The 15,093-nt window shown below is 47.3% G+C and carries 13 protein-coding genes and 1 pseudogene; 9 read left to right on the top strand and 5 right to left on the bottom strand.

Going from position 1 to position 15,093, the window contains the following annotated elements; all coding sequences use genetic code 11:
• Window positions 1–9: 9 nt before the first annotated feature.
• Window positions 10–1,011 (top strand): annotated as a pseudogene (gene mnmC1 / locus ICN49_RS11685) (FAD-dependent 5-carboxymethylaminomethyl-2-thiouridine(34) oxidoreductase MnmC1); the annotation flags it as partial.
• A gap of 59 nt (window positions 1,012–1,070) precedes the next feature.
• On the opposite strand, the gene ICN49_RS10265 reads toward mnmC1, so the two are convergent.
• Entirely contained in the window at window positions 1,071–3,743 is a 2,673-nt protein-coding gene (locus ICN49_RS10265; RefSeq protein ID WP_369411532.1) for a DNA topoisomerase III, read from the bottom strand.
• A gap of 158 nt (window positions 3,744–3,901) precedes the next feature.
• On the bottom strand, window positions 3,902–4,627 hold the full coding sequence (gene dprA, locus ICN49_RS10260) for a DNA-processing protein DprA (RefSeq protein ID WP_216167979.1): 726 nt from the start codon (window positions 4,625–4,627) through the stop codon (window positions 3,902–3,904).
• Window positions 4,628–4,699: 72 nt separating this feature from the next.
• On the opposite strand from dprA, the gene def reads away from it, so the two are divergent.
• The 7 genes from def (at window position 4,700) to ICN49_RS10225 (ending at window position 13,418) form a co-directional block, all read left to right on the top strand.
• Window positions 4,700–5,215 carry a peptide deformylase gene (def, locus tag ICN49_RS10255; protein ID WP_216167978.1) on the top strand — a complete coding sequence of 172 codons (516 nt, stop codon included), beginning with the start codon at window positions 4,700–4,702 and terminating at the stop codon, window positions 5,213–5,215.
• 9 nt (window positions 5,216–5,224) lie between these two features.
• Complete coding sequence (fmt, locus tag ICN49_RS10250; RefSeq protein WP_216167977.1) at window positions 5,225–6,220, top strand: methionyl-tRNA formyltransferase; 996 nt, start codon at window positions 5,225–5,227, stop codon at window positions 6,218–6,220.
• A gap of 1 nt (window position 6,221) precedes the next feature.
• On the top strand, window positions 6,222–7,538 hold the full coding sequence (gene rsmB, locus ICN49_RS10245) for a 16S rRNA (cytosine(967)-C(5))-methyltransferase RsmB (RefSeq protein ID WP_216167976.1): 1,317 nt from the start codon (window positions 6,222–6,224) through the stop codon (window positions 7,536–7,538).
• The gene (locus ICN49_RS10240) at window positions 7,535–8,116 is read left to right on the top strand and encodes a DUF4390 domain-containing protein (RefSeq protein ID WP_216167975.1); all 582 of its coding nucleotides are present in this window, start codon (window positions 7,535–7,537) and stop codon (window positions 8,114–8,116) included. The genes rsmB and ICN49_RS10240 overlap by 4 nt, the downstream gene beginning before the upstream one ends.
• Complete coding sequence (locus ICN49_RS10235; RefSeq protein WP_216167974.1) at window positions 8,113–10,422, top strand: ATP-binding protein; 2,310 nt, start codon at window positions 8,113–8,115, stop codon at window positions 10,420–10,422. The genes ICN49_RS10240 and ICN49_RS10235 overlap by 4 nt, the downstream gene beginning before the upstream one ends.
• Window positions 10,423–10,424: 2 nt before the next feature.
• A complete protein-coding gene (locus ICN49_RS10230; protein ID WP_216167973.1) occupies window positions 10,425–11,108 on the top strand; it encodes a response regulator in 684 nt (227 codons plus the stop codon).
• A 105-nt stretch (window positions 11,109–11,213) separates the two neighbouring features.
• A complete protein-coding gene (locus ICN49_RS10225; protein ID WP_216168014.1) occupies window positions 11,214–13,418 on the top strand; it encodes an OsmC domain/YcaO domain-containing protein in 2,205 nt (734 codons plus the stop codon).
• A gap of 406 nt (window positions 13,419–13,824) precedes the next feature.
• On the opposite strand, the gene ICN49_RS10220 is transcribed toward ICN49_RS10225, so the two are convergent.
• Genes ICN49_RS10220 through ICN49_RS10210 form a run of 3 tightly spaced genes read right to left on the bottom strand, consistent with a single transcriptional unit; the run spans window position 13,825 to window position 14,662 of the window.
• Complete coding sequence (locus ICN49_RS10220; protein WP_216167972.1) at window positions 13,825–14,064, bottom strand: hypothetical protein; 240 nt, start codon at window positions 14,062–14,064, stop codon at window positions 13,825–13,827.
• 14 nt (window positions 14,065–14,078) lie between these two features.
• Complete coding sequence (locus ICN49_RS10215; protein ID WP_216154265.1) at window positions 14,079–14,225, bottom strand: hypothetical protein; 147 nt, start codon at window positions 14,223–14,225, stop codon at window positions 14,079–14,081.
• Window positions 14,222–14,662: a DUF6641 family protein gene (locus ICN49_RS10210; RefSeq protein ID WP_216167971.1), complete on the bottom strand. Its 441-nt coding sequence runs from the start codon at window positions 14,660–14,662 to the stop codon at window positions 14,222–14,224. Before ICN49_RS10210 ends, ICN49_RS10215 begins: the two co-directional genes overlap by 4 nt.
• Before the next feature lie 220 nt (window positions 14,663–14,882).
• On the opposite strand from ICN49_RS10210, the gene ICN49_RS10205 reads away from it, so the two are divergent.
• Window positions 14,883–15,093, top strand: a 211-nt coding sequence (locus ICN49_RS10205) for a hypothetical protein (protein WP_216167970.1), incomplete at its 3' end; no start/stop codon positions are given.

Genomic DNA, 15,093 nt, shown 5'->3' with positions numbered 1-15,093 from the left:
TCAAACAACATGCCCATACCCCAACACCATGAAATAGTGGTGATTGGGGCTGGTATTGCAGGTGCCACCATTGCAAATGAACTACTGGCGCGTGGGCAATCTGTTTGTATAGTCGATGCAGCGAATTCACCAGCAAGCGCTTGTTCAAGCCATGCATACGCAATAGCCCATCCCCATATAGGTAGAGGCTCGCCTCGCCTCTTACGATTAACGCGCATCGCTTTTCTAATGGCCGAAGCACGTTGGGGAAAACAGTGGAATCAACACGGCATATTCCAGCCGACTAAAAAAGATAAAGCATTTGATCGCGAAGAACTGCAAAAGCATTTACAGGCACTTGATCTTGATAACGATATGGCCAGGCCTTTGGATGCCGGTGAAGCGCGGATACTTTTAGGTGTTGAGCAAAGCGGCGTGTGGTTGCCACGAGGCGCATCCCTTAGCTTAGCTAAGGCTGCAAATGATTTATTGCAGAAACACAAAAGATTGACCTGCTTTTGGAGCGTACACATTAGCCGTCTTGAGGCATGTAATGGGAGATGGCTTTTGTTTGATGGCGCAGGCCAGCCAATCATCAGTGCACAAAAAGTGATTGTGGCTGCTGCAATGGAGGCCAAGACCTTAATGGCTAGTGTTGATATTCGCTTGCCGCTAAAACCAGTGCGCGGCCAGTTGAGTATTTTTTCAATCGCCAAGAACGATCCTTGGGCCGCGCAATTACCACGAGTAGGCATCTCTGGCGATGGCTATTGCTTGCCTGCCGAAGAACTTGCGGATGGTAGCCACCGGTGGATAGTCGGCTCAAGTTTTGATGAGGGTGAGGATGACTTGGAGGCTCGCGAGAGCAGCGATATGTTCAATCGTGAGCAGGCCCAAGGATTGCTGGATTACAGAGAGGGCGATAGCACTTCATTAAAAGTTGCCGATTGCTTTGTCGGAATACGTTGTGTTGCCGGTGATCGACTGCCGATCATTGGCGCCCTCACTCAACGCCCTGGCATTTTTCTGGCTACTGCCTTGGGGTCGAGAGGAGTGCTTTGGTCTGCGTTAGCGGCCAAATTAATTACCGCTCAGGTGCTTGAGGACGACTTTGCCTTGCTCGCACGTTTGGGTTTTGCCGCAGACTTAGTTGCCGCGCTTGCACCAGCGCGCTTTTTCGCCGGTGCCTTAGCAGCGCCTTCAGCTTTGGGGGCCTTAGCTTCAAACTCAAAACCAATTTTCCCGTCAGACCCTAAAGCTAAGTAAGCCTTAAAGCCGCGTCCAGTGCGGTTTGATTTGAAGTTGGTTAACAGGTCGGTTTTTCCTTCGGCCAATAACTTCTGCACTTGTTCGGTAGAAATTTCTTGTTGCAGAACAACCTTGCCAGTTTTGAAGTCACAAGTTTTACTTGGGCCAGTATTGTTTTCGCATAAATACCGCATGCCATCTTCATATACCGCGCCAGAACATTTTGGGCAGACGCCCAAAGTTTGTCGACCAGTAAAGTCAATCGCTTCAGTTTCATCATCTTGCGAATTACCAAAATCAAACTCGAGCTTAAAGCCAGCATTTGGATAGTCGGCATCATCTTCTGGAATTTCGCTTAACTTAATGATGGCGGCAAATGGGCGCCCCATTTTGCTGCGAAAGCCTTGTAGTGGACCAATGGTCTTTTCACGCAGTAGCTCTTCTACTTCTGGGTATTCAAAAGCACGCCCACCAGGGGTCTTGCTAATATTGAAGCCGCATTTCTCGCACGCAAAACGGCGATAATTTTCTTTAATGGGGCCCTTGCAATGCGGGCATGGGGTGGACATCGTTGCGTAGTCACCCGGTATGGTGTCACTGTCATATTCTTTAGCGCGCTTCACAATGCGCTGTGTCATCTGCGCAATTTCTTGCATGAAGGTATCGCGATTCATCTTGCCTTGCTCAATCAGCGATAACTTATTTTCCCAGTTACCAGTAAGGTCTGGACGGGTTAACTCTTCAACGTCTAAACCACGCAACAAGGTCATCAACTGAAATGCTTTTGCAGTAGGGATGAGTTCGCGGGCTTCGCGCACCATATATCTTTCAGCTAGCAAGCCTTCAATAATGGCAGCGCGAGTAGCTGGAGTGCCTAAACCTTTTTCAGCCATAGCTTCACGCATGTCATCGTCATCCACCCACTTGCCAGCACTTTCCATTGCTGAGAGCAATGTCGCCTCGGTGTAGCGTGCCGGGGGTTTTGTTTTGAGCGGAACAGCTGCAATCGATTCGCTCTGAACGGTTTCACCCTCTTTAACGGCAACCAACTCATCATCGGCTTGATTGGAGCGGCCGTAAACGGTTAGCCAGCCTGGGTTTACGAGCACTCTACCTTCAGTTTTAAAGTGATGGCCAGAGGCCTCAGTGATGCGCGTGGTGACTCTAAATTCAGCTGCAGGATAAAAGACTGCCAAGAAGCGACGCACCACCAAGTCATATAACTTGAACTCGGGCTCGCTTAATGTTTTGGGCGCTTCGAGTGTTGGAATGATGGCAAAGTGATCAGAGATTTTTGAGTTATCAAAAATGCGTTTGTTGGGTTTAATCCAACCGGCACCTACTTTTGCTTTTGGATCTTTGGGATCCCCCTTCAAAATTTGCTCGGCAAATGGACGGTACTCTTGCGAATGCTTCGCCAAGTTTTCCATTGTTTGCTTGACGGTATCCAAGTAATCTTCAGGGAGCGCTTTTGCATCTGTACGCGGATAAGTCAGCACCTTATGACGCTCATAAAGCGCTTGGGCTAGGCCTAGTGTGTTTTTTGCAGAAAAACCAAAGCGGGCATTGGCCTCGCGCTGTAAGCTGGTTAAGTCAAATAACTGGGGCGCAAGTTGAGTGGCAGGTTTAGCCTCTTCAGTAACGGTCGCCTTTTTATCGCGACAGGCAGCCACAATACTTTGCGCAGCAGCCTCGCTCCAAAGTCGATTTTCACGAGCATCTGGAGCAGCCGGATCTTTTTTGAACTTCGGGTCAAACCAGCGACCCTCATAAATGCCAGCCGAAGCGATGAACTCTGCTTTCACTTCCCAATAGTCTTTTGAAATAAATTTGCGGATCAGCTCTTCACGTTCCACAACGATGGACAGGGTGGGCGTTTGTACTCGTCCAACGGTCGTCAGAAAGAAGCCACCACTCTTACTATTAAATGCAGTCATTGCCCGAGTGCCGTTGATACCAACCAACCAGTCTGCTTCAGAGCGGCAACGGGCTGCGTCAGCAAGCGGCTTCATATCATCGTCGGAGCGCAGTGAGGCAAAGCCTTCGCGGATAGCATTGGGGGTCATGGACTGCAACCAGAGTCTCTGAATAGACTGTGGCGCTTTAGCGTGTTGAGCAATCAGGCGGAAAATGAGCTCACCTTCGCGCCCCGCGTCACAAGCATTAATCAGGGCATTAATGTCTTTACGCTTAATCAGTTTTTGTAAAACCTTTAAGCGAGATTCTGTTTTGACAATAGGGCGAAGGTCGAAATAAGGGGGGACCACCGGTAGGTTGGCAAAAGACCATTTACCCCGCTTCACTTCATATTCTTCTGGCGCAGCTATCTCCAAGAGGTGACCAACAGCCGATGAAATAACGAAATCATCGCTCTCAAAGTAGTCCTCATATTTTGTAAATCCACCGAGTGCCTTAGCGATGTCGTTGGCTACTGAGGGCTTCTCGGCGATGATGAGCGCCTTTGGGTGGTCCACTGTTGAAGTTTTAGAACTGCTTTTGGTAGATGCTTTAGCCACGCGTTTGCCTAAATTTGAGCCTGAAATTAAGTATTTAATGGGGGAAAAGGATGATCAATTTAAACCAAATCAGGGTTCGGCCGATCATTTACCCCTTTTTTATTATTAACCGATAAATTGACAAAAGTCCAAAACCCCTTGATTTAGAGTTCCATAGCTCATGATTTTTTTCCTAAAAAAGCCATTCCAGGGCCTTTAAAAGGGGTTTTTGACCCCGTAATGATATCTTCCAGAACTTCGCCCGGGGAGACCACAAGCTTCGCCCCCTCCTGAATAAGGCGGTGACAACCTCTGTAAAGAGGGTCTTCGGCCGGTCCTGGCAAGGCAAAAACCTCCCTTCCGAGCTCTGCAGCAATTCGAGCGGTAATAAGGGAGCCAGATTTATCGGCCGCCTCAATGACGACCACTCCCAACGCAAGGGCGGCAATTAAACGGTTGCGCCTTGGAAAGTGAAATGGTTTGGGCCCAGTTCCTGGGGGGAATTCAGAAAGCAGCAGCCCCCTTTTGGCAATGTCGTTGGCAAGATTGGCGTGCTCTCGTGGGTAAACGACATCTATGCCAGTACCGCAGACAGCCAAAGTAAGCCCATGATCTAGCCCAAGGGTGGCTTGATGGGCCGCACCATCGATGCCGCGCGCCATCCCTGAGAGCACCACCAAGCCAGCCTTAGAGAGGGCTTTGGCAAACACCGAGGCATTCTCCATGCCTCTAATACTGGCTGTCCGAGAACCCACTATCGCAATCATGGGTTGATGCAGCAGCGCAATGTCACCATATATATAGAGGACCTTTGGGGGATCATATAAATCATTCAAGCGGATAGGGTAGTTTTTATCCTGGCGGTGGATTGCTATGATGCTATTCGTGGTTTGGGGTAGGTGCATCGGTTGATTCTTGAGCTTAGGAATATTTTCAACAATCGGGACAGTCTGATTACTCTGTTGGATAATTCCTACATGGCTTTATTACCCGTACTTTGCTACCCAGACCCCCGTCTACATCGAATTGCCAAACCTGTTGCGGCGGTGGATGCTCGTATTAAAAAAATCGTAGCGGATATGGCCGACACAATGTATGAGGCTCCCGGGGTTGGATTGGCTGCAACCCAAGTGGATATTCATGAGCGGATTGTGGTGATCGACATTTCAGATAACCAAGACGAGCTGATGGTTTTTATTAATCCAGAGTTGGTATGGGCGAGCCCCGAAACAAAATCCTGGCGTGAGGGCTGCCTCTCTGTTCCTGAGTATTACGATGAAGTAGAGAGGCCAGACTCAATTCGAGTGAAGGCCTTAGATATCAATGGCAAACAATTTGAATTAGAAGCAGATGGTTTGCTGTCGGTTTGTTTGCAACACGAGATGGATCATTTGCAAGGCAAAGTATTTGTGGAGTACTTGTCGCCACTCAAGCGCAATCGCATTTCTCTTAAAATGAAAAAGCGCATCAAAGAGTTAGTGGGTCAGCGCTAAGCGCCATCCATGAAAATTGTTTTTGCTGGGACGCCTGAGTTTGCTGCGCAAGCAATGCGCGCGATCGATGCCGCTGGTCATCAGATTGTTTTGGTGCTGACGCAGCCCGATCGTCGTTCTGGTAGAGGCATGCATGTGCAGGCCAGCCCCGTAAAAACATTTGCACTAGAAAAAAATATTCCCCTTTTGCAACCGGCCTCTCTTAGGCGAAATAGCGCTGATCCTGAAAAGCAAGCCGAAGCTGAGGCTGCCTATCAACAGCTGTCTACGACAGACTTTGATGTGATGGTAGTGGTTGCATACGGATTAATTCTTCCACAAGATGTTTTGGATATTGCCGAGAGCAACCTACGTCATGGTTGTTTCAATATTCATGCTTCGATTCTGCCGCGATGGCGTGGTGCTGCGCCAATACAGCGGTCAATCGAGCACGGCGACAGCAAGACGGGTGTCAGCATTATGAAGATGGATGTGGGCCTTGACACTGGGGATACTGTTTTGGTTCGCGAAATTGCTATTGCTGACAATGAAACCAGTGCTTCATTGCATGATCGCTTGGCTAAGCTTGGGGCCGAGTCTATTGTTGAGGCATTAAGCACTCTGCAGCAGGGCGCAAGCTTAATCAAGACGCCACAAGCAGCTGAAGGCATTCGATATGCAGAGAAGATATTAAAAAGCGAAGCAGAGATTGATTGGCAGCTTAGCGCAACAGAAATTGATCATCGCATTCGTGCTTTTAATCCTTTTCCTGGGGCAACAAGCAATCTCGATGGCATACCAATGAAGTTTTGGAATTCTCGTGTATCGCATTCTGGGGGCTATAGTCAGACTGGTCAGATTGGTGAGGTCTTGGGATTTAGCAAAGAGGGCGCATTCATTCAATGCGGCCAGGGTGTGATTGAAGTATTGGAGATGCAAAAGCCAGGCGGAAAAAGAATGAATGCGGTCGCATATTTACGTACGCATGGCGCACCATCGAAAGCATTGCGCTTTCATAAGGAATAATTTGTCGGATCAAAAATCACCACGTAGTCTTCCCCTTTCAGAGGCAATCACGATCTCAGCGCAAGCTATAGGTGAGGTGATGGATGGGCGCTCTCTGACAGAGGTTTTGGATCAGTTAGATGCTCACGAAAGACCGATTGTTCAAAGTTTGACCTTTGATGCTTTGCGTAAGTGGATTCGCTCACATGAGTTGATTGCGCAATTTATTCCCAAGCCTCCGCCTGCCCCGGTTGAGAATCTGTTAAGCGTTGCCATTGCATTGTTTCTGCAGGGTAACCAAGATGGCAAGGGGTATGCAGCACATACCATTGTTGATCAGGCGGTAAATGCTTGTAGCGAGTACGAGCCGACCATGTATGCCAAAGGCCTGGTCAATGCCGTCTTGCGCAAAGTGAGTTTGACTGTGCAGCCCCCCGAAGGTGAGAAGCGTTATCCGCCAGATCCCATTCCAATGTTTGTGCCGCCTTGGTGGCGTGCAAGCCTCAAGAAAAATTACTCTAAAGTTTGGCAGGCGCTACTGATACAGCAGGCACAAAGGGCGCCCTTAATATTGCGCGTCAATGCAAGGCAACATACTCGCGGTCAATACCAAGAGCTATTAACGCAATCAGGTATTTCTTCTGCGCCAATTGATGATGTCGCTGGATTGAAGTTAGATGCAGCGCTTTTATTAAGTGAGCCAGTACCGGTATCGGATTTGCCCGGCTTTTATGGCGGGGCAGTATCTGTTCAGGATGCGGGCGCGCAAATAGCCGCAGTGCTTCTGGATCCAAAACCTGGCGAGCTTATTCTGGATGCTTGCGCTGCGCCTGGCGGCAAGACTGCCCATTTATTGGAGCTGGCAGATTCTGAAGTAGTTGCCTTGGAGTTAGATGGGGAGCGCCTCGGAAAAATTGGCGGTAATCTAGATCGGCTGCGTTTGCAATCAGATAGAGTCAAAATTACTCGGGGAGATGCATCCAAAGCAGCGTGGTGGGATGGCAGGCTCTTTGACAAAATTTTGCTCGATGCGCCGTGCTCTGCTTCTGGAATTGTGTCGCGTCACCCAGACATTCCGTTTCTCAGGCGCGAAGCTGATGTGAAGTCTTTGCAGCAACGACAACGCGGGATTTTGACTCAGGCCTGGAAGATGCTAAAGCCCGAGGGACTGCTGTTATATGTCACCTGTTCGGTATTTCCAGAGGAGGGCGAGTCTCAAGCCGTTTGGTTTGCAGCAGAGCATAGCAATGCGTTACGATTGAGCGCTCCGGGGCAGATTCTGCCTTCGGCAACAAATGATGGTTTTTTCTATGCTTTGTTTAAGAAAAAAGGGCCATGAGCCAAAGAATTAAACAACTCATTTTCTGTTGCTTGTTTGCGCTGAACGTTTTTTCTGTTGCAGCTAGCGCAGAGGGCATCAAAATTACATCCGTAGAGTTAGAGCGGTCGGACAACGACTGGCTTTTAAATGCTGCGCTTCAGATTGAGTTATCCCCCGGGTTGGAAGACGCCGTTCAAAAAGGAGTGGTGCTTTATTTTCAGACAGAGTTTGAGCTGACCCGTTCGCGCTGGTATTGGTTTGAAGAGAAGCCAGCAAGTGCGCAAAGACAAACCCGACTTTCTTATCAGCCTTTAACACAGCAATATCGCATTGCCTCGGAAGGCTTTACCTTTTCTGCAAAGACAATCTCGGAGGCTTTGCAAGCCATTGGTAGCATCGGGGGTTGGCGCGTTATCGACAACAACCAAATTGATCCTGCCAAATCCTATATCGCAGGATTGCGTATGACCTTAGATCTGAGCAAGCTACCAAAACCATTTCAAGTAAACGCATTAAATAATCGTGACTGGAATGTTTCAAGCAATTGGTTGCATTTTCCATTTTTACCAAATGGCACCAATCTGATTAAGCGATGATCAACCCTAGCGCGCTCTTTCAGTCTCAGTTTTTCCAAAAAGAAGTATGGAAAAATCGGGCGCTTCCTATTGCCGCCACATTCATTGGTGCTTTTGCTCTACTGTTGCTCATCATGCTGTCGATTGCTTCTTCCAATACAGAATTCTTCGATAACTATTTTATTTGGCTTTACGCAGCTAACGTAGTGATTGGTATCTGCCTCGCGCTAGTCATTTTGACCTTGGTTGTCGTGATTGCGATTCGTTGGCATAAAGGACGCTTTGGTACGCGCTTGATTGCTAAATTAGCCATGATTTTTGCTTTGGTTGGTGTTGTTCCAGGATTAATTCTCTATGGCGTTTCTTTGCAGTTTGTTTCAAGAAGTATTGAAACTTGGTTCGACGTTCAAGTCGAATCTGCTTTAGAGGCTGGCTTAGAGCTTGGGCGTGCCACTTTGGGCGCTTCCCTGCAAGAGCTGCAGGATGAGGGCCGCATTGTTGCAAACCAAATTCAGGCCTTGCCAAATCAAGCCAGCCCCGCAGAGCTGACGCTCTTGTTGTCACGCCTGCGCGACCAATTTGGTATTCAAGAGATCACCATTTTTGATGGGCGGCAAATGGTTGTGGCTACTGCCGCATCTGGCGCTTTGCTTGCCCCTTCCCCTCCACCAAGCCCAGAGGTAATGAGCCAGGCTACTAAAGTGAATGGCGCTGGTTTTATTGATGAGCCACTCAATACAACCGAACCGCAACAATATCGCTTACGCGCTGTGATTCCCCTAGCAAAAGAGCGCTCGTTAGCAGGTCGTGGCTTTGGCCTAAATGTTCAATATCAAAAAGAACTTTGGTATTTACAGCTGGTGAAGTCAGTTCCTGAGGGAATTACTAAAAATACCCTGGCAGTTCAGGCAGCTTATAGTGATTATCAAGAGAAGTCCTTGGGGCGCACAGGTTTGCGCAAAATGTTCGTTGGCACACTTACCCTGACACTCTTTTTTGCTTTGTTTGTAGCGGTGACCTTGGCGCTGATATTGGGGCGGCAATTAGCGAGACCCTTGCTGATGTTGCTCAAAGGCACCCAAGCTGTTGCGCAGGGCGATTTATCGCCTAAGCCAGAGTTGGATACGGGCGATGAGCTCGGCATGCTCACGCGTCAATTTAATGTCATGACGCGGCAACTGGCCGATACCCGCACTTCGCTGCAGGAATCCAAAACCTTTTTAGAAACCGTTCTTGGCAACCTTACTGCAGGTGTTTGCATTTTCGATAAAGCTTTTAATGTAGTTTCTAGTAATGCTGGTGCAGATCGTATTTTTGGCCAGGACCTCACGAAGCTAGATGGCCAAGCCCTTAGCAAGATTCCTGCATTAATGGAGTTTGAGCAGGCCTTAAAAGATGGTTTTGCAACCATGAAGCTTGCGGTTACAGAGGGCGTCACACAAAGTCAACATAAAGAGACTGCGGTCTGGCAAAAGCAAATTCAATTACACACAACCAATGAATTTGAGAATGAGTTGGGGGTTACCTTATTTGTGCGAGGAACAGAGTTAACAACCGATCTTCGCATGGTGGTGTTTGATGACATTACAGACGTAGTGAGTGCGCAGCGCTCTATCGCCTGGAGTGAGGTAGCAAGGCGCCTGGCGCACGAGATTAAGAATCCTCTTACCCCCATTCAGTTGTCAGCCGAAAGATTGCAACATAAGCTCGCTGGCACGCTTAGCCCAGAGCAAGAAGAAATGATGAATCGCAGTACTGAGACCATTATTGGTCAAGTGCAAGCTATGAAACAGATGGTGAATGACTTTAGGGACTTTGCTAAGACACCTAGCCCACAGTTAAAGCCCGTTTCTATCAATGTTTTGACACAAGAAATTTTAGGTTTATACGAGGGCAGCCCCTTACGTACCCTGCTGGATGTTAATTGCCCAGACATCATGGGAGACTCAACTCAGTTGCGCCAGGTGATACATAATTTATTGCAGAATGCTCAGGATGCCACATCAGAAGGCACCCATCAAAGTGAGCCAGTTGTAGTGAAAACAGAGCTAGTGCCCTATGGCGAACTCAACGGCATTCAACAAAATGCGGTGCGATTAACAATAAGTGACTCGGGATCTGGATTTCCAGCTAAGATATTGGCAAGAGCTTTCGAGCCTTATGTTACAACCAAGAGTAAGGGAACCGGTTTAGGTTTGGCGGTAGTGAAAAAAATCATTGATGATCATTCTGCCAAAATAGAAATTCGGAATCGCATGCAGGGAGAAGAAGTGATCGGTGCACAAGTTTCAATTTTGTTTATGAACCTAGCAAAAGAGGCGGCGTAGGAATGGCTAGTATTTTGGTGGTTGATGACGAGATGGGTATTCGTGAGCTTCTTAATGAAATCCTCACCGATGAAGGCCATACTGTTTACGCTGCGGAGAGTGCGGTTCAAGCAAGAACGATTCGCGAGCAAATGCGACCTGATTTGGTGTTACTCGACATTTGGATGCCAGAAACAGACGGCATTACTTTATTAAAAGAGTGGTCTAAGACTGGACAGCTCACAATGCCCGTAGTCATGATGTCTGGGCATGCAACGATCGATACCGCTGTTGAGGCAACCCGTATCGGGGCCCTGAACTTTTTAGAGAAGCCGATTGCCTTACAAAAACTCCTCAAGACCGTTGCCAAGGCACTCGAGAGCTCTCCAAAATATGTAGAGCCCGAAGAGGGTCGCGTAGCTCAGCCCTTGGTAGCCAACAGCGTTGCTCCAAAGACGGTGGCCACAGGGCAAGCTCCGGCGCCTCAAGAGGGTGAGTACATTAGCGGCATCGCTAAGACTTTCTATGACCTGCCTTTGCGCGAGGCAAGAGACCTCTTTGAGAAAGCCTATTTTGAGCATCAGATGCAAATCATGGGTGGAAGTATGACAAAGATTTCTGAATACACCGGCCTAGAGAGAACTCACCTCTATCGTAAGCTCAAGGCTTTGGGTATTGATACATCACGCAACAAGAGTGAGCAATAAGGCCTTCAGCCTGTTAAGTTAGCGTTTGTTGAAATCGTCGATGCATTACACGGTATCGGCGTTGCGATGGATAATAGCGCCCACACCATTTTCGGAATGATCCCCATGGAAATTAAGGTCAACTTTCTCGATAAGCTACGTCTTGAAGCCAAGTTTGATGACTTCACAGTAATTGCAGACCAGCCTATCCGATATAAGGGTGATGGCTCGGCTCCTGGCCCATTTGATTACTTTCTGGCTTCATCAGCATTGTGCGCAGCGTATTTTGTGAAGCTGTACTGCGACACGCGTAATATTTCCACCGAAAATATCCGCCTCTCACAGAATAATATTATTGATCCGGAAAACCGCTATCAGCAGATTTTCAAGATTCAGGTCGAGCTGCCTGAGGACATCTCTGCCACAGACCGCCAGGGCATTTTGCGCTCTATTGACCGTTGTACGGTTAAAAAGGTAGTGCAAGCTGGGCCGGAGTTTCTCATTGAAGAGGTAGAGAATCTGGACCTCGATGCGCAGACCTTGTTGACCTTGAAGCCGACTTCTGATGTTAGTACTTATATTGTGGGCAAGGATTTGCCACTAGAGGAAACGATTGCCAATATGTCAGGCTTGTTGGCAAATCTTGGCATTAAGATTGAAATTGCTTCATGGCGCAATCTCATTCCCAATGTGTGGTCTTTGCATATCCGTGATGCGCATTCGCCCATGTGTTTTACCAATGGGAAGGGGTCAACAAAAGAAAGCGCATTGGCATCGGCCCTGGGCGAGTATATCGAGCGACTGAGCAATAATCATTTCTATGCCGGTGCATTTTGGGGTGATGACATCGCTAATGCAGCGTTTGTGCATTACCCGAACGAACGCTGGTTCAAGCCAGGCCCTAAAGATAGACTGCCGACAGAAATTCTGGATGAGTATTGTCTGAAAATTTTTAATCCCGATGGCGATTTGCGTGCCTCACATCTGATCGACACCAATTCTGGAAATGTAGAGCGCGGCATTTGTTCATTGCCGTATGTGCGCCAGTCAGATGGAGAGACCATTTATTTTCCATCTAACCTCATCGAAAATCTTTACGTCAGCAACGGCATGAGTGCTGGCAATACGCTGGCAGAAGCACAAGTGCAATGTTTGTCGGAGATTTTTGAGCGGGCTGTCAAACGCGAAATTTTAGAACGCGAAATCGCCTTGCCGGATGTGCCGCAGGAAGTGTTGGCGAAATACCCCAGTATTCTGGCGGGCATACAGGGACTGGAAGAGCAGGGCTTTCCGGTGCTGGTAAAGGATGCCTCGCTGGGTGGGGTCTATCCGGTGATGTGTGTCACCTTAATGAATCCGCGAACAGGTGGTGTGTTTGCATCCTTCGGCGCGCACCCGAGTTTAGAAGTGGCGCTCGAACGCAGTTTGACTGAATTATTACAAGGGCGCAGTTTAGAAGGTCTCAATGATTTACCTCCACCCACTTTTGCAAGTGAAGCGGTAACGGAGCCAAATAACTTTGTTGAACACTTTATTGATTCCAGTGGCATTGTGTCATGGCGTTTTTTCAGCGCAAAATCTGATTACGAATTTGTTGAGTGGGACTTCTCTAGCAAAGGTGAAAACGCCAATGCCGAGGAAGCTACAACTTTGTTTGGCATTCTGAAAGCCATGGGCAAAGAAGCTTACGTCGCGGTGTATGACCAATTAGGCGCGACAGCATGTCGGATCTTGGTGCCGGGCTATTCCGAGGTTTATCCAATAGAAGATCTGATCTGGGATAACACCAACAAGGCACTACTATTCCGTAGTGACATTTTGAACTTGCATTCTCTGGATGATGCAAAGCTAGGCGCGTTGCTTGAGCGCTTAGAAAATAACGAGTTGGATGAGTACGGCGATATCGCTACATTAATTGGTATTGAGTTTGACGAGAACACGGTTTGGGGGCAGCTAACAGTTCTGGAGCTAAAGCTGTTGATACATCTTGTTTTGAAACAACATGAAGAGGCGCATGAGTTAGTGGGCACCTTCCTTCAATATAACGACAATACGGTCGAGCGCGGATTGTTTTATCAAGCCTTGAATGTAGTGCTAGAAGTTCTACTAGACGATGATTTAGAGATCGATGACTACGCAGTCAACTTCTGCCGGATGTTTGGCGATACTCGAATGGACGCCGTAATGGGCTCAGTGGACGGCAGCATACGCTTCTTCGGCTTGACGCCAACCAGCATAAAACTGGAGGGTCTCGACAGGCACCACCGCATGATCGACAGCTATAGAAAATTGCATGCGGCTCGAGCCAGAATGGCAGCTACGGTCTGTTAGACCATTTTTCAGCCTGGAATGCAGTTTCATTTATAATTCCAAGTCTTGGCCTGGTAGCTCAGTCGGTAGAGCAGAGGATTGAAAATACTCCTACGGTAGTCAAAAGCCCAATGTTTATATGCTTCGCAGGGCGATAGCAAAGTGGAGCGTGACACAGTGTGTGACACAGTGACTCTAAAAAACTTACACAGTAAAAATATTTTGTAGCAAGCGTGGATGACAGCGCAGAGGATTATTTTTTATGTGGTGTGTTGTAAAAGTGTTTAAGTAAAAGCAAAAACCCTGCGTTTACTTAAACCCACCCTCTGCTTGTAAAAAGTATTTTAGCTATGCCTCTCATTCGTCTTCCAGCATTTTTATTTTCTACATATATTTCGCTATAAACCCAGCGTTTTCGGCGTGATTCTTACTTAAAAGTTTTTAGCGCATTGCTTTTACGCTGTTGCTCTTTGCGCCTACTCTCGTTATCACGCTGTTGTCGCTGTCTATCTTTCTCATTGCGTAGCTGTTGCTTGTCACGCTCCACAGCACCCTTTAGCCCCTTTATCCGTGCTTGTGCGGGGGTTAGTGGGGGTACGGGTTTAATGGGGCGTAGGGTGAACTCGTAAAAGCGCATACAGTATTTACGCAACCAAACAAAAAACATAACCCCCACTACATTTAACTCACCTCTGTGTAGTTCAACACATTACCCACACCATACATATGCTCACCCAACTGTTTTGCTGTGTAAGCATTCTCCGCATACACAATCGTATCGGCTGTTTGTAAACTGTTTATACGCACCCATAGTCTGTACTGTTTCATTTAGCAAAACCCTCACGCAGTTTTAATGACGCATTTTCAATAGCAACATCAAGCTCACCAGCCTCAACTGCTGTTTTAATGATTTGTAATGTAGGTACAACATCGTTAGTGCTTGCTACTTCAATAGCGTACTTGCCTTTTGCTAACTCCAATATCTTTGCGCCGTATCTAACAGCAATAGCTAACTTTCCATTGTCACCAACAAATACCCAACTCTTTAATCGCTTGTTTGTTTCAATCTGTTTGCGTACTCCACTTTCTTTGTCTGTGTAGCTACGGAACTTGGGTACGGAAAACTTCGTGCCGTTTTGTTCTGCTTTAGCTAACTCAATCTGTTCCCATAATCGTTTTGCTAACTTTGTCCTACGCTGTACAACGCTTGGTACTTGCGTTGGCTTTTTAGTTGCTGTTAGTTTTAGTGTGTTTAATGCGCTCATTTATAGCTCCTATTTGTTGTAAGTAGGGTTTAACAAAACGCAGGGTTTTATTGCTACAAAAACCCTGCTTTTCCATAAACCTATATAAACAGTAGCTTCAGAGGCTATAAATGGACAACCAAAACAGCGCAATCAAACGCATTTGTCCAAAAACACCAAAAAGCACCAAATAGTGCGCCAGATTTAAGAAGGTATTGTTTGGTGCTAACTAAATAAATGTATGGACGATTTAACTTACAGCATACAAAAGCAAACACGCAAAAACGAAAACCAAACAAGTACTTGGTTAAAACAAAATGGTATTTCACCAGAACATTTTGCTGAAACGAAAATCTACTTACTACAGGCGCAAAAGGTAGCAACTAACTTATTAAAAAATCACGCAAAACTATTGGAACAAAATCAGGCTCATACATTAAACAACTACTTAT

This window comes from Polynucleobacter finlandensis (genome assembly GCF_018881755.1).
Taxonomy (GTDB): Bacteria; Pseudomonadota; Gammaproteobacteria; order Burkholderiales; family Burkholderiaceae; genus Polynucleobacter; species Polynucleobacter finlandensis.
This window is presented reverse-complemented; position numbering and strand designations above follow the sequence as displayed.

Bases quoted from the DNA above. Each gene is read 5' to 3' on its own strand.
- fmt (WP_216167977.1), top strand. From the start codon at position 5,225: ATGAAAATTGTTTTTGCTGGGACGCCTGAGTTTGCTGCGCAAGCAATG.
- ICN49_RS10225 (WP_216168014.1), top strand. From the start codon at position 11,214: ATGGAAATTAAGGTCAACTTTCTCGATAAGCTACGTCTTGAAGCCAAG.
- def (WP_216167978.1), top strand. From the start codon at position 4,700: ATGGCTTTATTACCCGTACTTTGCTACCCAGACCCCCGTCTACATCGA.
- ICN49_RS10230 (WP_216167973.1), top strand. From the start codon at position 10,425: ATGGCTAGTATTTTGGTGGTTGATGACGAGATGGGTATTCGTGAGCTT.
- ICN49_RS10210 (WP_216167971.1), bottom strand. From the start codon at position 14,662: ATGAGCGCATTAAACACACTAAAACTAACAGCAACTAAAAAGCCAACG.
- ICN49_RS10235 (WP_216167974.1), top strand. From the start codon at position 8,113: ATGATCAACCCTAGCGCGCTCTTTCAGTCTCAGTTTTTCCAAAAAGAA.
- ICN49_RS10240 (WP_216167975.1), top strand. From the start codon at position 7,535: ATGAGCCAAAGAATTAAACAACTCATTTTCTGTTGCTTGTTTGCGCTG.
- ICN49_RS10220 (WP_216167972.1), bottom strand. From the start codon at position 14,064: ATGTTTTTTGTTTGGTTGCGTAAATACTGTATGCGCTTTTACGAGTTC.
- ICN49_RS10215 (WP_216154265.1), bottom strand. From the start codon at position 14,225: ATGAAACAGTACAGACTATGGGTGCGTATAAACAGTTTACAAACAGCC.
- dprA (WP_216167979.1), bottom strand. From the start codon at position 4,627: ATGCACCTACCCCAAACCACGAATAGCATCATAGCAATCCACCGCCAG.